The organism is Streptomyces sp. XD-27, from assembly GCF_030553055.1.
Classification (GTDB): domain Bacteria; phylum Actinomycetota; class Actinomycetes; order Streptomycetales; family Streptomycetaceae; genus Streptomyces.
Map to the genome: position 1 here is coordinate 4,515,777 of NZ_CP130713.1, position 20,638 is coordinate 4,536,414.

18 protein-coding genes and 1 pseudogene are annotated in these 20,638 nt (G+C 72.0%); 16 read left to right on the forward strand and 3 right to left on the reverse strand.

The window, feature by feature from the left end; genetic code table 11:
- Positions 1–45 precede the first annotated feature (45 nt).
- Positions 46–1,722 carry a threonine/serine exporter ThrE family protein gene (locus Q3Y56_RS19430; RefSeq protein WP_304463158.1) on the forward strand — a complete coding sequence of 559 codons (1,677 nt, stop codon included), beginning with the start codon at positions 46–48 and terminating at the stop codon, positions 1,720–1,722.
- A 164-nt stretch (positions 1,723–1,886) separates the two neighbouring features.
- On the opposite strand, the gene Q3Y56_RS19435 is transcribed toward Q3Y56_RS19430, so the two are convergent.
- Positions 1,887–2,384 carry an inorganic diphosphatase gene (locus tag Q3Y56_RS19435; protein ID WP_304465687.1) on the reverse strand — a complete coding sequence of 166 codons (498 nt, stop codon included), beginning with the start codon at positions 2,382–2,384 and terminating at the stop codon, positions 1,887–1,889.
- A 182-nt stretch (positions 2,385–2,566) separates the two neighbouring features.
- Here Q3Y56_RS19435 and dacB point away from each other — a divergent pair, with 182 nt between their 5' ends.
- From dacB to folE, 6 genes are all read left to right on the forward strand, one after another.
- Complete coding sequence (gene dacB / locus Q3Y56_RS19440; RefSeq protein ID WP_304463159.1) at positions 2,567–4,012, forward strand: D-alanyl-D-alanine carboxypeptidase/D-alanyl-D-alanine-endopeptidase; 1,446 nt, start codon at positions 2,567–2,569, stop codon at positions 4,010–4,012.
- Between the two features lie 117 nt (positions 4,013–4,129).
- A complete protein-coding gene (locus Q3Y56_RS19445) occupies positions 4,130–5,254 on the forward strand; it encodes a zinc-dependent metalloprotease (RefSeq protein WP_304463160.1) in 1,125 nt (374 codons plus the stop codon).
- A 218-nt stretch (positions 5,255–5,472) separates the two neighbouring features.
- On the forward strand, positions 5,473–6,660 hold the full coding sequence (gene tilS, locus Q3Y56_RS19450; RefSeq protein WP_304463161.1) for a tRNA lysidine(34) synthetase TilS: 1,188 nt from the start codon (positions 5,473–5,475) through the stop codon (positions 6,658–6,660).
- 58 nt (positions 6,661–6,718) lie between these two features.
- Positions 6,719–7,258: a hypoxanthine phosphoribosyltransferase gene (gene hpt / locus Q3Y56_RS19455; RefSeq protein WP_304465688.1), complete on the forward strand. Its 540-nt coding sequence runs from the start codon at positions 6,719–6,721 to the stop codon at positions 7,256–7,258.
- Positions 7,259–7,533: 275 nt separating this feature from the next.
- On the forward strand, positions 7,534–9,570 hold the full coding sequence (gene ftsH, locus Q3Y56_RS19460) for an ATP-dependent zinc metalloprotease FtsH (RefSeq protein ID WP_304463162.1): 2,037 nt from the start codon (positions 7,534–7,536) through the stop codon (positions 9,568–9,570).
- A gap of 131 nt (positions 9,571–9,701) precedes the next feature.
- Positions 9,702–10,307, forward strand: a complete 606-nt coding sequence (folE, locus tag Q3Y56_RS19465) for a GTP cyclohydrolase I FolE (RefSeq protein WP_304463163.1) — start codon at positions 9,702–9,704, stop codon at positions 10,305–10,307.
- A gap of 53 nt (positions 10,308–10,360) precedes the next feature.
- Here folE and Q3Y56_RS19470 read toward each other — a convergent pair whose 3' ends face one another.
- Positions 10,361–11,548: an esterase family protein gene (locus Q3Y56_RS19470; RefSeq protein ID WP_304463164.1), complete on the reverse strand. Its 1,188-nt coding sequence runs from the start codon at positions 11,546–11,548 to the stop codon at positions 10,361–10,363.
- Positions 11,549–11,694: 146 nt separating this feature from the next.
- Between Q3Y56_RS19470 and Q3Y56_RS19475 the strand changes: the two genes are divergently transcribed.
- The 6 genes from Q3Y56_RS19475 (at position 11,695) to Q3Y56_RS19500 (ending at position 16,823) form a co-directional block, all read left to right on the forward strand.
- Positions 11,695–13,542, forward strand: a complete 1,848-nt coding sequence (locus Q3Y56_RS19475) for a phosphatidylglycerol lysyltransferase domain-containing protein (protein ID WP_304463165.1) — start codon at positions 11,695–11,697, stop codon at positions 13,540–13,542.
- Between the two features lie 120 nt (positions 13,543–13,662).
- Entirely contained in the window at positions 13,663–14,559 is an 897-nt protein-coding gene (gene folP / locus Q3Y56_RS19480) for a dihydropteroate synthase (protein ID WP_304463166.1), read from the forward strand.
- A complete protein-coding gene (locus Q3Y56_RS19485; protein WP_304463167.1) occupies positions 14,556–14,999 on the forward strand; it encodes a nuclear transport factor 2 family protein in 444 nt (147 codons plus the stop codon). The genes folP and Q3Y56_RS19485 overlap by 4 nt, the downstream gene beginning before the upstream one ends.
- Positions 15,000–15,315: 316 nt before the next feature.
- Complete coding sequence (gene folB, locus Q3Y56_RS19490; protein WP_304463168.1) at positions 15,316–15,675, forward strand: dihydroneopterin aldolase; 360 nt, start codon at positions 15,316–15,318, stop codon at positions 15,673–15,675.
- A complete protein-coding gene (gene folK / locus Q3Y56_RS19495) occupies positions 15,675–16,268 on the forward strand; it encodes a 2-amino-4-hydroxy-6-hydroxymethyldihydropteridine diphosphokinase (protein ID WP_304465689.1) in 594 nt (197 codons plus the stop codon). Before folB ends, folK begins: the two co-directional genes overlap by 1 nt.
- Before the next feature lie 75 nt (positions 16,269–16,343).
- On the forward strand, positions 16,344–16,823 hold the full coding sequence (locus tag Q3Y56_RS19500) for a DUF3180 domain-containing protein (protein WP_304463169.1): 480 nt from the start codon (positions 16,344–16,346) through the stop codon (positions 16,821–16,823).
- A 48-nt stretch (positions 16,824–16,871) separates the two neighbouring features.
- Here Q3Y56_RS19500 and Q3Y56_RS19505 read toward each other — a convergent pair whose 3' ends face one another.
- Positions 16,872–18,041, reverse strand: a complete 1,170-nt coding sequence (locus tag Q3Y56_RS19505; protein ID WP_304463170.1) for an ABC transporter ATP-binding protein — start codon at positions 18,039–18,041, stop codon at positions 16,872–16,874.
- Positions 18,042–18,153: 112 nt separating this feature from the next.
- Here Q3Y56_RS19505 and Q3Y56_RS19510 point away from each other — a divergent pair, with 112 nt between their 5' ends.
- The 3 genes and pseudogenes from Q3Y56_RS19510 (at position 18,154) to Q3Y56_RS19520 (ending at position 20,582) form a co-directional block, all read left to right on the forward strand.
- The gene (locus Q3Y56_RS19510; RefSeq protein WP_304463171.1) at positions 18,154–18,831 is read left to right on the forward strand and encodes an ABC transporter permease; all 678 of its coding nucleotides are present in this window, start codon (positions 18,154–18,156) and stop codon (positions 18,829–18,831) included.
- Positions 18,831–19,460, forward strand: a pseudogene (locus tag Q3Y56_RS19515) (ABC transporter permease); the annotation flags it as partial. The gene Q3Y56_RS19510 and the pseudogene Q3Y56_RS19515, both read left to right, overlap by 1 nt.
- A 228-nt stretch (positions 19,461–19,688) precedes the next feature.
- The gene (locus Q3Y56_RS19520; protein ID WP_304465690.1) at positions 19,689–20,582 is read left to right on the forward strand and encodes an ABC transporter substrate-binding protein; all 894 of its coding nucleotides are present in this window, start codon (positions 19,689–19,691) and stop codon (positions 20,580–20,582) included.
- The last annotated feature ends 56 nt before the right edge of the window (positions 20,583–20,638 follow it).

The window sequence follows — 20,638 nt, forward strand, 5'->3', positions numbered from 1 at the left end:
CATGGTTGCTGTGACACGTGGGAGGCCATTTTCGAGGAGTGAGCGGTGACCGATCGGCAGCGCACTGGTGGAGCATCGGAACCAGAGGCTCCGGAAGACCGCAAGCCGCAGTCGGACGAGGCGCACAGCGCCTTCACACCACCGCTGGGCGTGCCGCTGCCCGCGCCGCCCGAGGACGAGCACCCGACCTCCGAGTTCGCCGTCCCCGAGGGACTGAGCACCGAGCCCACAAACGAGCCCGAGGGCTCGGCGTTTGTCCCGCCGCCCGGAGTCACCACCGGTGGGACCGCGGACAGCGGCGCCATCCCGGTGTTCACGCCCGCGAACGGCATACCGACGGTCAGCCTGATCAAGGAAGCGCCGTGGCAGGACCGCATGCGCACGATGCTGCGCATGCCGATCGGCGAGCGCCCGGCGCCGGAGCGCATCGACCGGTACGGCGACGTGGGCCCCGCCGTCCCGCGCGTCCTCGACCTGACCCTGCGCATCGGCGAGCTGCTGCTGGCGGGCGGGGAGAACGCCGAGGACGTCGAGGCGGCGATGTTCGGCGTGGCGCACGCCTACGGGCTGGCCCGCTACGAGCCCACCGTCACCTTCACCCTGCTGTCGGTGTCGTACCAGCCCTCGCTGGTGGACGACCCGGTGACCATCAGCCGCACGGTGCGGCGCCGGGGCACCGACTACAACCGGCTGGCCGCCGTCTTCCGGCTCGTCCACGACATCACCTCGCAGGACGTGACGCTGGAGGAGGCGTACGGGCGGCTCGCCGAGATCCGCCGCAACCGCCACCCGTACCCCGGCTGGGCGCTCACCGTGGCGGCGGGCGTGCTCGCGGGCGCGGCGAGCATGCTGGTCGGCGGCGACTGGCCGGTGTTCTTCGCGGCGGCGGTCGGCGCCATGCTCGGCGACCGGCTGGCGTGGCTGGCGTCGGGGCGCGGGCTGCCGGAGTTCTACCAGTTCGTGGTGGCCGCGATGCCGCCCGCCGCGATGGGGGTCGCGCTCAGTGTCGCGGACGCCGGGCTCCAGGGGTCCGCGGTGATCACCGGTGGGCTGTTCGCGCTGATCCCCGGGCGGGCGCTGGTCGCGGGCGTCCAGGACGGGCTGACCGGCTACTACATCACCGCCTCCGCCCGGCTGCTGGAGGTCGGCTATCTGATCGTCGGCATCGTCTGCGGCGTGCTGACGGTGCTCTACGGCGGTCTGCAGCTCGGCGCCAAGCTCAATCCCGAGGTGGCGCTGCGCCACGTGGAGCGGCCGGTGGTCCAGACGTTCTCGGCGATGGTGCTCGCGCTGGCGTTCTGCGTACTGCTCCAGCAGGAACGTCACACCGTGCTCTACGCGACGCTCAACGGCGGGGTCGCCTGGGTGACGTACGGGGCGCTGGCCGACACCGCCGGGGTGCCTCCGGTCGCGGCCACGGCGGTCGCGGCGGGCCTCGTCGGCCTCTTCGGGCAGCTGCTGTCCCGATACCGGTATGCGTCCGCGCTGCCGTACGTCACGGCGGCCATCGGGCCGCTGCTGCCCGGTAGCGCCACGTACTTCGGGCTGCTGTCGCTGGCCAAGAACGACATGGACCGGGGGATCGCCCACCTCACACAGGCGGCGGCCCTGGCGCTTGCGATCGCGATCGGGGTGAACCTGGGGGGCGAGGTGGCGCGGCTGGTCATCAAGGCTCCGCGGGCGGCGACCCGGCGCGCGGCCAAGCGCACCCGCGGCTTCTGAGCCTGCTGCCAGCCCACCGTTCCGGCGCCGCCCATACGGGTGGATCTCCACGCGGATCGAACCGCGGATCGGGAACCACGGATCGGAACCGCGGATCGGGAACGACGGCGGGGCGGGGCACCTTCGCGGTGCCCCGCCCCGCCGTCACGCGCTGCGCCGCAGGCTCAGTGGTGGGCGCCGCCCGCCGCCTCCAGGCGCTTGATCGACGCCTCGACCTCGGCCTCGGCCTCGGCGCGGCCGACCCAGTTCGCGCCCTCGACCGACTTGCCCGGCTCCAGGTCCTTGTAGACCTCGAAGAAGTGCTGGATCTCCAGGCGGTCGAACTCGGAAACGTGGTGGATGTCCCGCAGGTGCTCCACCCGCGGGTCGGACGCCGGCACGCACAGCAGCTTGTCGTCGCCGCCCGCCTCGTCGGTCATCCGGAACATGCCGATCGCCCGGCACTTGATCAGGCAGCCCGGGAAGGTCGGCTCGTCAAGGATCACAAGCGCGTCCAGCGGGTCGCCGTCCTCGCCGAGGGTGTTCTCGACGAAGCCGTAGTCCGCGGGGTAACTGGTCGAAGTGAAGAGTCGACGGTCAAGGCGGATACGGCCCGTCTCGTGATCGACCTCGTACTTGTTCCGCGAACCCTTCGGAATCTCGATGGTGACGTCGAACTCCACGGGAGGCTCCTCCATGATCAACACATAGGTCTGGTGATTAAGTGTCCCCCACGCAGGTGTGTGGTGGCGAAAGGGGCTGGTCCTAGGTGCCTGAGGCCAGATCGTGGCAGGTCAGGCGGTGGCGCGACGCCGCCCGGGCGCGGTGGCGCGCAGCCACCCGAGCGCTGGGGGCACCTCCCGGCATGAGCTCGGGGAAGGAGACATGGCGGCTGACGGCGCTGGCCGCCGCGGTCGGGCTCGCGGTCGCGGCCGGCTCCGTGGCCGCGGCCGGGCCGTGGGACTCCGGCCAGCGTACGGCCGAGCGCGCCCGCGCGGCGGCCCAGGAGCGGCGCCCGGGGGGCGCACAGCACGCCGGGCCGGAGCCCGGAGCCGCCGCCCCCGTCCTGGCGGCGCTCGGCGCGCCCACCGGCTCCGGGACCCCGGGGACCGGCGAGGACGCGGTGCCGCCGCCCACCGCGTCCGGCCTGGCCGACGCGCTCGAACCGCTGCTGGACGACCAGGCCCTGGGCCCGGTGCGGACCGCGTCCGTCGTCGACGCGGCCACCGGCCGCCAGGTCTACGGCGCCGGCGCGGGCACCGGGGCCACCCCCGCCTCGGTCATCAAGCTGGCCACCGGGGCCGCGGTGCTGTCCGCGCTCGGCCCGGAGCACCGGCTCAGCACCCGTGTCGCCGACGGCGGCAAGGGGCGCGTCATCCTGGTCGGCGGCGGCGACCCGACGCTCACCGCCCGCGCCGTCCAGGGCGGCGACCACCCCGCCAGCCTGCGCGAGCTCGCCGACGACACGGCCCGCGCGCTCAAGAAGCGCGGCACGCGGCGGGTGTCGCTCGGCTTCGACACCTCGCTGTACTCCGGCACCGTCCAGCACCCGATCGGGCCCAACGAGAACATCTCGCCCGTCACCCCCCTGATGGCCGACGAGGGGCGCCTGGACGAGAGCGACCACGGCCCGGCCCCGCGCAGCGGCGACCCGGCCGCCGACGCGGCCCGTACGTTCGCGGCGATGCTGCGGGACCGGGGTGTCGCGGTCAAGGGCGAGCCGAACGGGGCCAAGGCGGCCAAGGACGCCGACGTACTCGCCACCGTCCGCTCCCAGCCGCTGTCCGCGCTGGTCGAGCGGATGCTGACCACCAGCGACAACGACATCGCCGAGGCGCTCGCCCGGCACACCGCGCTCGCCGCCCACCGGCCCGCGAGCTTCACGGGCGCCGCGCGGGCCGTCACCGACCGGCTGAAGAAGCTCGGCGTGCCGGTCACCGGGGCGAAGATCGCGGACGGCAGCGGCCTGGACCGCGCCGACCGGGTGTCCGCCGGGCTCCTGTCGCAGGTGCTCGTACGGGCCGCCGACGGCGAGCACCCCGAGCTGCGCCCGGTCATCACCGGCCTGCCGGTCGCCGGCTTCACCGGTACGTTGCGCGGCCGGTACGCACAGGACGCGGTGGGGCGCGGCGTGGTGCGCGCCAAGACCGGCACCCTGACGGGCGTCAACACGCTGGCGGGCACGGTCGTGGACGCCGACGGCCGACTGCTGGTGTTCGCGTTCATGACGACGGGGACGACGGACGCGCTGGGTGCCCAGCGGGCCCTGGACCGCCTCGCCTCGGCGGTCGCCAACTGCGGCTGCCGTTAGGGCGCGCCCGGCGCACGTCGGGGCGGGCCGGGGCGCGCCGTGGCGGCGCGCGCGGCGGGAGAGGGCAACCCTGCGCCACCGCGCCCGCGGGGCTCCCGCGGCACGTACCGTGAACCCATGACGAGCATCGGTGGTGCCGAGATGGTCGACTGGAAGCTCGCGGTGGCGACCGCGAGCCGACTCGTGCGGCCCGGGCCGGAGGTGAGCCGGGACGAGGCGCGGGCCGTCGTCGCCGAGCTGCGGCGGCACGCGAAGTCGTCGGAGGAGCACGTCCGCGCCTTCACGCGGATGGCTCCGGTCGGCGCGGCGGCCGACACCCCCGTGCTGGTCGTCGACCGCACCGGCTGGGTCAAGGCCAACGTCGCGGGGTTCCGCGAGCTCCTGCGGCCGCTGCTGGGCAAGATGCAGGAGCGCCGCGGCGGCGTGCCGGGCGGCGCCGTGCTCGGCACGGTCGGCGGCAAGGTGACCGGCGTGGAGCTGGGCATGCTGCTGTCCTTCCTCGCCTCCCGGGTGCTCGGCCAGTACGAGACGTTCGCCCCGCCCACCCGCGAGCTGCCCGCCGCCGGGGCCGGGGGCGGGCGGCTGCTGCTCGTGGCGCCCAACATCGTGCACGTGGAGCGCGAGTTGGACGTGGAGCCGCACGACTTCCGGCTGTGGGTGTGCCTGCACGAGGAGACGCACCGTACGCAGTTCACCGCCGTGCCCTGGCTGCGCGACCACGTCGAGTCGGAGATCCAGGCGTTCCTCGCCGAGACCGACGTGGACCCGGCGACGCTGCTGGAACGGTTCCGCGAGGCCGCCCAGTCGCTGACCGGCAACCGGCCCGAGGGCGAGGAGGAGGGCGGCCGCAGCATCGTGGAGCTGGTGCAGACCCCCGTCCAGCGCGAGATCCTCGGCCGGCTGACCGCTGTGATGTCCCTGCTGGAGGGGCACGCCGACTACGTGATGGACGGGGTCGGCCCGGCGGTCGTGCCGTCGGTGGCGGAGATCCGGGAGAAGTTCCAGAAGCGGCGGGCGAGCGGCGCGGGCCGCCTGGATCTGGCGCTACGCCGGCTGCTGGGGCTGGACGCGAAGCTGCGGCAGTACCGTGATGGAGAGCGGTTCGTGCGGGCCGTCGTGGACCAGGTCGGTATGGACGGTTTCAACCGGGTATGGACCTCGCCGAACACCCTCCCGACCAAGTCGGAGATCAGCAAACCCGCCGAGTGGGTCGCGCGGGTGCACCGTACGGCAGAGTCGTGAGCCCGGCACCCGCCATGGCAGATGAACGCCCTCGGTATCACCCGTCCGAGGGACCGTGGCGGAAGGGTGGGCGTGCGATGCTCGGGTAACAGCTCACTTCTGTCACCATCGACGTACTCAGCGTGACGAAGTGAAGTGTTCATACGCCCCGAGAAGAGCCATACGCCCCGAGGCAGCCCCTCCGAGGCGCCCCCTCGATTGACAGATGGGAAACGGACATGGGTCCCCATCCTGCGGTCGCCGCGATACGCCTGGCGGTCCGCCGCGTGCTCCACGACGTCCTTGTCGACCGCCCCGACGCCGACCGCCCCGACGCGCTCGGCGAGCACTCCGACGTGCTCGTCGGCCCCGGCGGCCCGGTGCTCGGCCACCCCGGCCCGGCGGTCGCCTCCGCCGCGCCGGCCGCCGCGCCCGGCGCCCCGGCGCCCGCCCGCGGCGGGTCCGCCGCGGGGTCCGCCCCGCCGCTGGTCCTCGTCGCCTGCTCCGGCGGCGCCGACTCCATGGCGCTCGCCTCCGCCGTCGCCTTCGAGGCCCCCAAGCTCGGCATCCGCGCCGGCGCCGTCACCGTCGACCACGGCCTCCAGGCCGGGTCCGAGGTGCGCGCCGCCGAGGTCGCGGACCGCCTCCGGGCACTGGGGTTCGACCCCGTCGAGACCGTCGCCGTGACCGTCGGCCGCGCCGGCGGCCCCGAGGCCGCCGCCCGCGACGCCCGCTACCGGGCGCTGGACGCCGCCGCCGAGCGCCACGGTGCCGCCGCCGTGCTGCTCGGGCACACCCGCGACGACCAGGCGGAGACGGTGCTGCTGGGCCTGGCCCGCGGCTCCGGGATCCGCTCCCTGTCCGGGATGCCCGCCATCTCCCAGGGGCCGGGGCCCTACGGCCGCTACCGCCGCCCCTTCCTCCAGCTGGACCGCCAGACCGCCCGCCGCGCGTGCCTGGCCCAGTCCCTGCCCGTCTGGGACGACCCGCACAACACCGATCCCGCCTACACCCGCTCCCGGGTCCGGCACGAGGCCCTGCCGATGCTGGAGAAGGCGCTGGGCAAGGGCGTCGTCGAGGCGCTCGCCCGCACCGCCCAGCTCTCCCGCGACGACGCCGACGCGCTGGACGCCTGGGCGGCCCGCGCCGAGGCCGACGTGCGCGCCGCCGACGCGGACGCCGCCGACGCCGCGGCCGGCATCCAGCTCGACGCCGCCGCCCTGCACGCGCTGCCGCCCGCCGTCCGCCGCCGGGTGCTGCGCCGTACGGCCATCGCCGCGGGCGCACCGGCCGGTTCCCTCTTCGCCCGGCACCTGGAGGAAGTGGACCGGCTGCTGACCGGATGGCGGGGCCAGCGGGCCATCAACCTGCCCGGCCGGGTCGAGGCGCTCAGGCAGGGTGGCAGACTGGTCATCCGGCAGGGCTGACCGCCCGAGCCGACGAGCCGGTTCAGAGACGAAAGTGGCGCGGGTGGACGACAAGGACATGGGTACCGACCTCAAGTCGGTCCTGATCACCAAGGAAGAGATCGACGCGAAGCTGGCCGAGCTGGCCGCGCGGATCGACGAGGAGTACGCGGGCAAGGACCTGCTGATCATCGGAGTCCTCAAGGGCGCCGTGATGGTCATGGCGGACCTGGCCCGGGCCCTGTCCACCCCCGTCACCATGGACTGGATGGCCGTGTCCTCGTACGGGGCGGGCACCCAGTCCTCCGGTGTGGTGCGGATCCTCAAGGACCTGGACACCGACATCAAGGGCCGGCACGTCCTGATCGTCGAGGACATCATCGACTCCGGTCTGACGCTGTCCTGGCTGCTGTCGAACCTGGGTTCGCGGGAGCCGGCCTCTCTGAACGTGTGCACGCTGCTGCGCAAGCCGGAGGCGGCCAAGGTCGCGATCGACGTCAAGTGGGTCGGCTTCGACATTCCGAACGAGTTCGTCGTCGGCTACGGCCTGGACTACGCGGAGAAGTACCGGAACCTGCCCTTCGTCGGGACGCTGGCCCCGCACGTCTACGGCGGCTGACGCCAGGCCGGGTACCGGCGGCCCCGTACCGACCCTGGTACCGGCGGCCGGTACCGTGCGGGAACCTCCCGGGGGTTCCCGCCGTTGGAGCATGGGAGGACGGTTGTGTTGACCGTCCACAGCGGCGTCGAGTGACAATGCTGGGGTACCGTCCGAAGGTCAGTCTTTTTCAGGCCGAGTAAGACACCGCACGCACAGGCAGCCATCGGAAGTGTTCGAACAGGTTGCCGTGCCTCACTGTGGCAGGAGGGACGGGGCGGCTCCGCCCCGTATGGATGGACGTGAAGCGCTACTTCCGTGGGCCAGTCATGTGGATCGTGCTGGCCGTCCTCGCCGTGGTCGTGTTGATGCAGGTCGTCGGCTCGTCCGGCGGCTACAAGTCGGTGGACACCAGCCAGGTCGTCGAGGCGATCGACAAGAACCGGGTCAAGTCGGCCGAGATCACCACTGGCGACGAGCGCAAGATCAAGATCAAGCTCAAGGACGACGCCGAGAAGATCTCGGGCAGCGACAAGCTCCAGGCCACCTACATCGGTGACTACGGGGTGGACATCGCCAAGACCCTCCAGGCCAACGCCGAGAAGGGCCAGCTCCCCGACGGGTACGACGTCTCGGTCTCGAAGCAGAACCCGTTCATCAGCGTCCTGCTCTCGCTCCTGCCGTTCGTGCTGATCGTGGTCGTCTTCCTGTTCCTGATGAACCAGGCGCAGGGCGGCGGCTCCCGGGTGATGAACTTCGGCAAGTCCAAGGCCAAGCTGATCACCAAGGACACGCCGAAGACGACCTTCGCCGACGTGGCCGGGTCGGACGAGGCGGTCGAGGAGCTCCAGGAGATCAAGGAGTTCCTCCAGGAGCCGGCGAAGTTCCAGGCCGTGGGCGCCAAGATCCCCAAGGGTGTGCTGCTGTACGGCCCGCCCGGTACGGGCAAGACGCTGCTCGCCCGCGCCGTCGCGGGTGAGGCGGGCGTGCCGTTCTACTCGATCTCCGGTTCCGACTTCGTCGAGATGTTCGTCGGTGTCGGTGCCTCCCGGGTCCGCGACCTGTTCGAGCAGGCCAAGGCCAACGCCCCGGCGATCGTCTTCGTCGACGAGATCGACGCCGTCGGCCGCCACCGCGGCGCCGGCATGGGCGGCGGCCACGACGAGCGCGAGCAGACGCTGAACCAGCTGCTGGTCGAGATGGACGGCTTTGACGTCAAGGGCGGCGTCATCCTGATCGCCGCCACCAACCGCCCGGACATCCTGGACCCGGCGCTGCTGCGCCCCGGCCGCTTCGACCGGCAGATCGCCGTCGACCGCCCGGACATGCAGGGCCGCCTGGAGATCCTCAAGGTGCACCAGAAGGGCAAGCCGGTCGCCCCGGACGTCGACCTCTCGGCCGTCGCCCGGCGCACCCCCGGCTTCACCGGTGCCGATCTGTCGAACGTGCTGAACGAGGCCGCGCTGCTCACGGCCCGCAGCGACAAGAAGCTGATCGACAACCACTTCCTGGACGAGGCGATCGACCGTGTCGTGGCCGGCCCGCAGAAGCGGACCCGGATCATGAGCGACAAGGAGAAGAAGATCACCGCGTACCACGAGGGCGGTCACGCCCTGGTCGCGGCGGCCTCTCCGAACAGCGACCCGGTGCACAAGGTCACGATCCTCTCCCGCGGCCGGGCCCTGGGCTACACCATGGTCCTGCCGGACGAGGACAAGTACTCGACCACGCGCAACGAGATGCTGGACCAGCTCGCCTACATGATGGGCGGCCGCGCGGCGGAGGAACTGGTCTTCCACGACCCGACCACCGGCGCCTCCAACGACATCGAGAAGGCGACCGCGACCGCCCGCGCCATGGTCACGCAGTACGGCATGACCGAGCGGCTCGGCGCGATCAAGTTCGGCTCCGACAACTCCGAGCCGTTCCTGGGCCGCGAGATGGCGCACCAGCGCGACTACTCCGAAGAGGTCGCCGCGCTGGTCGACGAGGAGGTCAAGAAGCTCATCGAGGCCGCGCACAACGAGGCCTGGGAGATCCTCGTCGAGAACCGCGATGTGCTGGACAACCTGGTCCTGGCGCTGCTGGAGAAGGAGACGCTCAACAAGGAGGAGATCGCCGAGATCTTCGCCCCGATCGTCAAGCGCCCGGCCCGCCCGGCGTGGACCGGCTCCTCGCGGCGTACGCCCTCCACCCGCCCGCCGGTCACCTCGCCGAGGGAGCTGGCGGTGGCCAACGGCACGCAGCCGCAGGCCCCGGCGCTGGCCAAGAGCACGGCCGAGGACACCGCCGCCGTGGAGCGGCCGGAGGAGTCCACCGGCGAGAGCAGCTGACACCGAGCCGTACGGGGCCCCAAGGCCCCGTACGGCCCCGGAATGAATGCCGCGGCACCCAGGTTCTAGCCTGGTGACGCGGCATTCCGCATGTGTAGGCACATGTGCAAGTAAAGGAACGAGGCACTTCCATGACCGATCCCGTGACACTGGACGGCGAAGGCCGCATCGGCGTGTTCGACGAGAAGCGGGCGGAGAACGCGGTCAGGGAGCTGCTCATCGCGGTCGGGGAGGACCCGGACCGCGAGGGCCTGCGGGAGACGCCGGCCCGGGTCGCCCGCGCGTACCAGGAGATCTTCTCGGGCCTGTGGCAGGAGCCGGAGGACGTCCTCACCACGACGTTCGACCTCGGTCACGACGAGATGGTGCTGGTGAAGGACATCGAGGTGTACAGCACCTGCGAGCATCACCTGGTGCCGTTCCAGGGTGTCGCGCACGTCGGATACATCCCGTCGCACGACGGGAAGATCACGGGTCTGTCGAAGCTCGCCCGCCTCGTCGACGTCTACGCGCGGCGGCCCCAGGTCCAGGAGCGGTTGACCACGCAGATCGCCGAGTCGCTGGTGCGGATCCTGGAGCCGCGCGGGGTGATCGTGGTCATCGAGTGCGAGCACATGTGCATGTCGATGCGCGGGATACGCAAGCCGGGCGCCAAGACGATCACCTCGGCGGTGCGGGGCCAGCTGCGTGACCCCGCCTCCCGCTCCGAGGCGATGAGCCTGATCATCGGGCGCTGAGGCCCACCGGTTCCGCCGGCCCCCCGGCGGAACCTTTCGGCAGGGCCCCGGCGTCAGGAGCGCTGCGCCGGAGGCTTGGGGGCCTTGTGCGCCGGGGGCTTGGGTGCCTCAGGGGCCTCGAGCCGGTTGCTCAGCCACTCCAGGCAGCCGGGGATCTCGCGCTTCCAGGTGTTGAAGTTGTGCCCCCCGCTTTCGAGGATCATCGACGAGATGCGGGTGGGCGCACCCTGGCGGTTCAGCTTGATCACCTTGTCGATGAACTTCTCGGTCTTCTTGTGGAGCTTCTCGCCGTGCTTGCTGCTGGTGACCAGCAGCGAGACCGGCGGGGCGGGCTTGTGGTCCAGCCGCCACATCAGGTTGTTCTCCCGCCGGACCTGGGCGCTGCCGCCGAACAGGTCGCCGGTCGTCGCGTCCTTCGGCGCCTCGTACGCGGGCGACAGCCCGACGCCCACGGAGAACGCCTTCGGGTGGCGCATCGGCATCTTCAGCGCGCAGTAGCCGCCGGTCGAGTTGCCCATGACGCCCCAGTTCTGAGCCTTGTCGCCGACCCGGTAGTGGGCGGTGACCGCGTTCCGTACGTCCTGGGTGAAGTAGGTCTCGGTCTGCGGGCCGCCGGGCACGTCCATGCACTCGGTGTCCCGCGGCGGCTTGACGGTGGGCCGCATCATCACCAGCACCATCGGCGGCATCTTGCCGTCCTTGACCAGCTTGTGCGCCGTCTGCGGGTACTTGAGCCCGTACATCAGCGCCTCGGTGGTGCCCGGGTAGCCGGTCAGCACCAGGGCGGCGCGGAACCTGTGGTTCTTGTACTCCTCCTGGAAGTACTCCGGCGGCAGGTAGACGTACGCCTTGCTGGCGATCCGGGACTGCGGGCCCTGGATCGTCACCTTCTCGATCCGCCCGGCCACGGTGGCCTGGTGGCTTCCCGGAACGTTCACCTTCTGGACGCCCTGGACCTGCACCTGCTTGCTCAGCGGTGTGTCATGATCGACCACGACCCCCGGAGTGTCCTCGGTGCCGAGCAGATCCGCCCAGGAGCCGTAGAAGCCGAACGACTGGTTGGCCCAGAGGCCGACCGCGGCGAACAGCGATATCTGGGCCAGGAGCAGAGTTCCTATTCGGCCCAGTACAGCCTGTACGCTGCGGCCCGCGAGCTTCGGCCATAGCCAGATGGTCGCGGCGAACAGCAGCACCGCCACAAGGACGGCGAGCAGCACGGTTTTCGTGGCGGTGAGACCCATCACAGTCTTTCTGTCGGGCGGTCGGTCATCCCCCGTGCCGCGCGATGGAACCCCATGCCCATGAACGCCGTCTTGGAAGGCGCAAATTGTCCAGGTGCCGCGTCCGCGGGACGCAGATCCTCACGACAGGGGCGACGGGAAAGCAAATGTCTGAAATGCAAGATGGCGAAAAGTCCGGGGTGGTTCCTCCGCGGCTGCGGCGCCTGATGCGCGGACCACGTCCGGAGACCATCCCCACGGTCGTCGGCACGGCCTGCATGCTGATCGGGCTGCTCAATGTTGCATCCGGCATTTTCCCACGCTTCCGACACAGCAAGTTCCACACCTTCACCGAGGTGTTGCCCGGAGCGGTGAGCCCGCTGGCCGCCGCCTCCTCCATCGTCGTCGGCCTGCTGCTGCTGATGCTCGCGCACGGGCTGAAGCGGCGTAAGCGGCGTGCCTGGGTGGCCGCGGTGGGGCTGCTGCCGATCGGGGCGACCGCACAGCTGATGTACCGGGACTCGGTCTGCGGCGCGCTGCTGTCGCTCGCGCTGCTGGCGCTGCTGATCTGGCGCCGCGAGGAGTTCTTCGCCCTGCCGGACCCGCGCAGCCGCTGGAAGGCGCTGGCCAGCTTCGTGGTGCTGGGCGGGGTCAGCCTGGGCCTGGGCTGGCTGATCGTCGACGGGCACCCGGACAAGGTCGTCGGCAGCCCCTCGGTCCAGGACCGGCTGGAGCACATCATGTGGGGCCTGTTCGGGTTCGAGGGCCCCGTCGACTACATCGACCGCGTGGACTACACCGTCGGCTACTCGCTCGGCGCCCTCGGCCTGCTGACCGTGGCCACCACCGCCTACCTGGCCTTCCGCCCCGCGAACCCGGTGGCCCGGCTCACCCAGGACGACGAGGACCGGCTGCGGGAGCTGCTCGCCCAGCACGGCGGCCGGGACTCCCTCGGCTACTTCGCGCTCCGGCACGACAAGGCCGTCGTCTTCTCCCCGAGCGGCAAGGCCGCCGTCTGCTACCGCGTCGTCTCCGGCGTGATGCTGGCCAGCGGCGACCCCATCGGCGACGTGGAGGCGTGGCCGGGCGCCATCGAGCGCTTCATGGAGGAGGCCCGCCGGCACTCCTGGACCCCCGCGGTCATGGGGTGCAGCGAGACGGGCGGCCACGTGTGGACCCGCGAGACCGGTCTGGACGCGCTGGAGCTGGGCGACGAGGCGATCGTCGACGTGCCGGACTTCACCCTCACCGGCCGGTCGATGCGCAACGTACGGCAGATGGTCAAGCGCATCGAGCGCAACGGCTACGAGACCCGGGTGCGGCGGGTCCGCGACCTCGACCCGGAGGAGCTGGCGCGCATCCAGCTGGCCGCGAACGCCTGGCGGGACACCGAGACCGAGCGCGGCTTCTCGATGGCCCTGGGCCGGATCGACGCGGACCACGACGGCGACGCGGTGATCGCGACCGCGCACAAGGCCCCGGAGGAGGGCGAGGCGCCGAGCCCGTACGGGGACCTCAAGGCCATGCAGCACTTCGTGCCGTGGGGCAAGGACGGCATATCCCTGGAGCTGATGCGCCGCGACCGCAGCGCCGACCCCGGCATGAACGAGCTGCTGATCGTCGCCTCCCTCCAGGCCGCGGCCGGGCTGGACGTGAAGCGGGTGTCGCTGAACTTCGCGATGTTCCGGTCGGCGCTGGCGCGCGGCGAGAAGCTGGGCGCGGGCCCGGTGCTGCGCGGCTGGCGAGGGCTGCTGGTGTTCCTCTCGCGCTGGTTCCAGATCGAGTCGCTGTACAAGTTCAACGCCAAGTTCCAGCCCCGCTGGGAGCCGCGGTTCGTGGTCTTCCGCAACACCCGCGACCTGCCGCGGATCGGCCTGGCGGCGATGCAGGCCGAGGGCTTCGTCTCGCTGGCGCTGCCGCGCCTGTGGCGCCGGGACAAGCCGACCCCGCCCGGCTCCTGCGCGGAACTGTCGGACGCGCCGGTGCGGCGGCACGAGGTCGAGCGCGTGGCGTAGCCGTAGCGCCTCCCGGCGGGGGTCCGTGGAACGTGCGGGGCCGCGCCCCTTCCCCGGGCTCTTGCTGCCGCGTGGAGGCGCGGAGGGTGCCCGGAAGGGGGCAGCCCCTACGCTGGAGGCATGAGTACGTTGCGTGGTCGTGTCGGGCCGGTCGGTCTGCCCCAGTGGGATCGGTGCGCGGTGATGGGCGTGGTGAACGTCACGCCCGACTCCTTCTCGGACGGCGGCCAGTGGTTCGACCCCGAGCTGGCCGTCAAGCACGGCCTGGACCTGATGGCGGCCGGCGCCGACCTGGTGGACGTGGGCGGTGAGTCCACCCGCCCCGGCGCGACCCGCGTCGACGAGGCCGAGGAGCTGCGCCGGGTGGTCCCGGTGGTCCGCGAGCTGGCCGGAGCGGGCGCCGTCGTCAGCGTCGACACCATGCGCGCCTCGGTCGCCGAGCGCGCGGTGGAGGCCGGCGCGGCCCTGGTCAACGACGTCAGCGGCGGGCGCGCCGACGCCGCGATGGTGCCGGTGGTGGCCGCCGCGGGGGTGCCGTTCGTGGTGATGCACTGGCGCGGCCAGTCGATCGACATGAACAACCGCGCGGTCTACGGAGACGTGGTCGCGGAGGTGCTGGCCGAGCTGCGCGAGAGCGTGGACCGCGCGGTCGCGGGCGGGATCGCCCCGGACCGGATCGTGGTCGACCCCGGGCTGGGCTTCGCCAAGAACGCCGAGCACGACCTGGCGCTGGTGGCGCACCTGGCCGAGCTGCACGCCCTGGGCCGGCCGGTGCTGGTGGCCGCGTCCCGCAAGCGGTTCCTGGGCCGGGTCCTGGCCGGGGACGGCGGCACCCCGCCGCCCGCCCGGCAGCGGGACGCCGCGACCGCGGCGGTCTCGGCGATCGCGGCGCGTGAGGGGGCGTGGGCGGTGCGGGTGCACGAGGTGGCGGCGAGCGCGGACGCGGTGCGGGTGGTCCGCGCCGTCGAGGACGCGGCGGGCGCCCCGGCGGCGCACCGCGGGACGGGCCTTACGTGACGTCGCTGACCGACGCCGAGCAGGTGGAGCGGGCGAACACCGCGCTCTACGAGGCGATGGAGCGGGGCGACCACGAGGGGCTCAGCCGACTCTGGCTCGACGGGGACGTCTCGTGCGTGCACCCGGGGTGGCCGGTGCTGCGCGGCCGCGGCGAGGTGCTCCGCTCGTACGCCCTGATCATGGCGAACACCGACTACATCCAGTTCTTCCTCACCGATGTCGAGGTGTCGGTGGTCGCGGACACGGCCCTGGTGACGTGTACGGAGAACATCCTCAGCGGCGCTCCCGCCGAGGAGGAGGGCGAGCTGGGGCCGCTGGTGGGGCAGCTGGTCGTGGCGACGAACGTCTTCCGGCGCACGGCGGACGGCTGGAAGCTGTGGTCGCACCACGGCTCGCCGGTGCTGGCCGAGAGCGACGAGGAGTCCGAGGCGTCGGACTGAACGGTTCCGGATACGCGGACCGCCTGCGGGACCGCCGAGTGGCCGGGCGGCACACCCCCGTCAGCGGGATGTGAGATGGGCCACTCGTTCGAGTCGCGTCGGGACCGGGTAGTGAGTGGTTCACGAGGGCGCGGGTAGACGCGGCCCGGGGCGTGCGCGTCCGGCCGTGGAGCCGTGCCCCGGCCCCCGTACGTGAGCGCTGTCGGTGCTCGCAGGTAGATTCGATTGGGTTGTCCCCACCGGAGGACTGGGGATGGGTGGGCGTCGCCGCGAGACGGTGTCGCCCGCGCACCGACGACCAGCAGGAGTGATTCGTGTGGATCGTGTCGCGCTGCGGGGCCTGAGGGCCCGCGGTCACCACGGGGTGTTTCCGCATGAACGCGAGGAAGGCCAGACCTTCGTCGTGGACCTCGTGCTCGGTCTGGACACCCGGCCCGCGGCGGCCGGTGACGACCTCACCAAGACCGTTCACTACGGAGTGGTGGCCGAGGAGGTCGTGGAGGTGGTGCGGGGCGAACCCGTCGACCTGATCGAGACCCTCGCCGAGCGGATCGCCGATCGGTGCCTGAAGCACGAAGCGGTGCGGGAGGTGGAGGTGGTCGTCCACAAGCCGGACGCGCCGATCACCGTGCCCTTCGACGACGTGACCATCACCATCACCCGGAGCAGAACATGATGAGCAGCAGCGACCCGACCGTGCAGCCCGTCCCCGCCTCCGTGGTGGAACAGGTGGACGCGGCCGACGTGACGTTGAGCAACCCGAAACGGGCCGTGATCTCCCTGGGCAGCAGCCTGGGCAACCGGCTGGAGACGCTCCAGGGCGCGGTCGACGCGCTGGAGGACACCCCGGGTGTGCGGGTCAAGGCGGTCTCGCCGGTGTACGAGACGGAGCCGTGGGGCGTCGACCCGGGCTCGCAGCCGTCGTACTTCAACGCGGTGGTGCTGATCAAGACCACCCTGCCGCCGTCCTCCCTGCTGGAGCGCGGGCACGCCATCGAGGAGGCGTACCGGCGGGTGCGGGACGAGCGCTGGGGCCCGCGCACCCTGGACGTGGACATCGTGGCGTACCAGGACGTCGTGCTGGACGACCCGGAGCTCACCCTTCCGCACCCGCGCGCCCATGAGCGCGCCTTCGTCCTCGTGCCGTGGCAGGACGTGGACCCGGAGGCCGAGGTTCCGGGGCGGGGCCCGGTGGCCCGGCTGGTGGAGCAGGTCGGCCGCGGCGGCGTGGAGCCCCGCCCGGACCTGGAACTGCGGCTGCCCGAGTAGGCGTTCCCCCCGGGGACCCCGGTAGTTTCTGGGGCAGGTGGGACCTACGACGTGAACGTGAGGGGCGACAGCTCGGTGAGCCAACTTCGTATCAGGGTGCTGGTCGGGCTGTTCCTCGCGGCCGGGGTGATCTCGTGGGCGGGAGCCCGCCTCTGGGACACGATGGGGACCCTGCCGAGCGTGCCCGTGGCCGCGCCCATCGTGCTGGGGCTGATCGCCGCCGTCCTGGCCGCGACGGCGCTGTCGATGCGGTCCCGCCTGCGGGCGCAGCGCGAGCGCAGGCCGGGCGCCACGGGCGTCAACCCGCTGATGGCGGCCCGCGCGGTGGTCTTCGGCCAGGCCAGCGCGCTGGTGTCGGCGCTGATCTCCGGGATGTACGGCGGGGTGGGCCTCTTCCTCGCCATGAACGAGCTGGACGTCCCGCCCCGCCGCGACCAGGCGATCTACGCGGGCGCCTCGGTGGTGGCGGGTGTGGCGGTGATCGCGGCGGCGCTCTTCCTGGAGCGGGTGTGCCGGTTGCCGGACGACGAGGACGAGGACCGGCTCACCGCCTAGCGGTGTCGCCTTCCGGCGCGGGGCCGGGTGGCCGCGCCCCGGGCCGGGTTACGCGCCCGGGACCGTTTCCAACGTGACCTCCGTGCGGGCGATGTCCTTCGCGTCCGCGCCGATCGAACGGCGCAGCGCCTCGTGCAGCCGGCCCGGGGTGAGGACGCCCACGAAGCGGTCGCCGTCGAGGACGGCGATCCAGCCCGCGTCGTGCTGGAGCATCGTGCTGAACGCCTGCTTCAGCGGGGCGCCGACCGGCAGCCAGGCGTCCATCCGGCGCGCGCGCTCCCGTACCGTGCCCGTCGCCGCCTTTGCGCCGGACGCCAGGGACTCGGCCGACACCCAGCCGTGCAGCCCCTCCGCGTCGTCCAGGACGACCGCCCAGCGGGCGCCGTCCGCCGCGAGCCGGGCGGCGGCCTTCGGCAGTGGGTCGTCGAGGTGGACGACCGGCGGCTGTTCGAGGTCGCCGGGCTCGATGGGGGTGACCGACAGCCGCTTGAGCCCCCGGTCGGCGCCGACGAAGTCGGCCACGTACGGCGTCGCGGGCGCGCCCAGCACCGTCGCCGGGGTGTCGAACTGCTCGATCCGCCCCGCCCCGTAGACCGCGATCCGGTCCCCGAGCCGCACCGCCTCCTCGATGTCGTGCGTGACGAACAGCACCGTCTTGCGCACCTGGGACTGCAGCCGCAGGAACTCCGTCTGGAGGTGTTCGCGGACCACCGGGTCGACCGCGCCGAACGGCTCGTCCATCAGCAGCACCGGCGGGTCGGCGGCGAGCGCGCGGGCCACGCCCACGCGCTGGCGCTGGCCGCCGGAGAGCTGGTCGGGGTAGCGGTCGCCGTAGACGGACGGATCGAGACCGACGAGGTCGAGCAGTTCCGCGGCGCGCTCCCGGCCCTTGCGGCGCGTCCAGCCCAGCAGCGCCGGAACGGTGGCGGTGTTCTCCAGCACGGTCTTGTGCGGGAACAGGCCCACCTGCTGGATCACATAGCCGATCCGGCGCCGGAGGCCGACCGGGTCGACCCGGGAGATGTCCTCGCCGTCCAGCAGGATCTGACCGCTCGTCGGCTCGATCAGCCGGTTGACCATCTTCATCGTGGTGGTCTTGCCGCAGCCCGAGGGTCCGACGAGCGTGACCAGCTCGCCCTCCGCGACCTCGAAGGACAGATCGTCCACGGCGGTCGTGCCGTCGGCGTAGCGCTTGGTGACGTGCTCGAATCGGATCACGGTCCCCATTGTGGCCGCATTCGCGGAGGAGATTGTTGCCGTTGTGTGGCAAGCCGATGAGATGTCGGCGGTCGGGGATAGGGTCGGCGGGAATTGACGGGGAGGTGGGCCGGTGGCGGCGGAGAACTGCCTGATCACCAACGAGTGGGTCTGCGGGGAATATCTGCGGACCCGCGGTGAGGAGCTGACGGACGCCACGCTCCAGCATGTGGGCATTACGCTCGCGGCCGTGGCGATCGGCCTGCTGGTGGCCTTTCCGCTCGCGTTGCTGGCGCGCCGCTGGCGGATCGTGGCGGGCCCGCTGCTCAGTCTGACGACGATTCTGTACACGGTGCCGTCGCTGGCGATGTTCTCGCTGTTGCTGCCCGTATTCGGGCTGTCGGTGGCCGTGGTGGTCACCGGCCTGGTGCTGTATTCGCTGACGATCCTGGTGCGGAACATCCTGGCCGGGCTCGCGGCGGTGCCCGAGGACGCCCGCGAGGCCGCACGCGGGATGGGCTACGGGCCGGTCCGCATGCTGTTCGACGTCGAACTCCCGCTGGCGCTGCCCGCCCTGATGGCGGGTCTGCGGATCACGACCGTGTCCACCGTCTCGCTCACCACGGTCGGCGCGATCATCGGCTACGGCGGGCTCGGCAACCTCATCTACGAGGGCATGCGCAGCTTCTTCAAGGCGCAGGTGCTCACCGCGTCCGTGCTGTGCGTGGTGCTGGCCGTCGCCGCGGACCTGCTGCTGCTCGGCGTACAGCGGCTGCTGACGCCCTGGACGCGGAAGCGGGGGAGGGCCTGATGGGTCTCATCGGCGACACCTGGACCTGGCTGACCACCGGCTCGCACTGGTCCGGCGACGCGGGTGTCTGGCACCGGCTGGGCGAGCACCTCTGGCTGACGTGCGTCTCGCTGGCCGTCGCGTGCGCCGTCGCGCTGCCGCTCGCGGTGCTGCTCGGCCACGTCGGCAAGGGCGGCGCGCTGGCCGTCAACATCTCCAACGCGGGGCGGGCCGTGCCCACCTTCGCCGTGCTGGTCCTGCTGCTGCTCAGCCCGCTGGGGACGCACGGCGACCTGCCGACGATCCTCGCCCTGGTGCTGTTCGCCGTGCCGCCGCTGCTCACCAACGCGTACGTCGGCATGCGCGAGGTGGACCGCGAGGCGGTGGAGGCGGCGCGCGGCATGGGCATGTCCGGCGGCCAGGTGATCCGCCGGGTCGAGCTGCCGCTCGCCTTCCCGCTGCTCATGACGGGCGTACGGACCGCCGCCGTCCAGGTCGTGGCGACCGCGACGCTCGCCGCGCTGCCCGGCGGCGGGGGACTGGGCCGGATCATCACGGCCGGCTTCCGGCTCACCGACACCGCGCAGGTGGTGGCCGGTGCGGTGCTGGTGGCGGCGCTGGCGCTGCTGGTGGAGGGCGCGCTCGTGCTCCTGGAGCGGCTGCTGGACCCGATGCGGCGGCGCGTCGGACGGCCGGCGGCGTCGGTCACGTCGGCTGCGTCGGTCGCGTCGGTTGCCGAGGCCTCGCCCGTGTCCGCCGGAGGGGCCCCGAAGGCCGCGTCCGCCGGAGGGAGCCCGAAGGCGTCCGCCGAAGGGGCCCCCAAGACGCCGGCCACCCTCGAACTCACCGCCGCGGGCGCGGTCACGGCCGTGGCGCTGGTGGCCGTCCTCGCCGCCGGGGGCGGCAGGAGCCTGGAGGAGTCGGGCGGGGGCGACTCCGGGACGCTGGTGATCGGGTCCGCACCCTTCACCGAGTCACGGATCCTCGCCGAGCTGTACGCGCGGGTGCTCGAGGACGCCGGGTACCCGACGTCGATCAAGACCGTCGACGCCCGCGAGCTGTACGAACCGGCCCTGGAGAAGGGCCAGGTGGACGTCGTGCCGGAGTACGCGGCCACCCTCGCGGAGTTCCTCAACGCCAAGCGGCACGGCTCCGACGCCGCGCCGGTCGCCTCACCCGACGTGGGGACCACGATGGCGGCGCTGCGGAAGCTCGCGGAGCCGCGCGGGCTCAAGGTGCTCCCCGCGGGCAAGGCGGTCGACCAGAACGCGTTCGCGGTGAGCGCGGAGTTCGCGGCGAAGCACGGCCTCAAGACGCTGTCGGATCTGGGGAAATCGAAGCAGAAGGTCACGCTGGCGGCGGGCGACGAATGCGCCAAGCGGCCGTTCTGCCAGCCGGGTCTGGAGAAGACGTACGGCATCGACGTCGCCGGTATCGACCCGCTGGACGTCGGCAGTGTGCAGGCGAAGCAGGCGGTCAAGAACGGCAAGGATGAAATGGTCCTGACCGTTACCACCGACGCGACACTCGATCAGTTCGGGCTCGTCCTCCTCGAAGACGACAAGCATCTGCAGAACGCGGACAACGTGCTGCCGGTGGTGAATGCGAAGTCGGCCGGCGCGAAGGGGATCGAGGACGCCCTGAACAAGATCACCAGAGTGCTGACGACCGAGGATCTCACCGAACTCAACAAGAAGGTTGATGCCGAGCGGCTCAAGCCTGTTGATGTCGCCGGGGACTACTTGAAGGAGAAGGGGCTGCTGGAAAGGTAATCTGCGCGAGGGCGCGGAATTTCCTTGGGGGAGTTTGCCGGGGTGGTGCCCCAAAC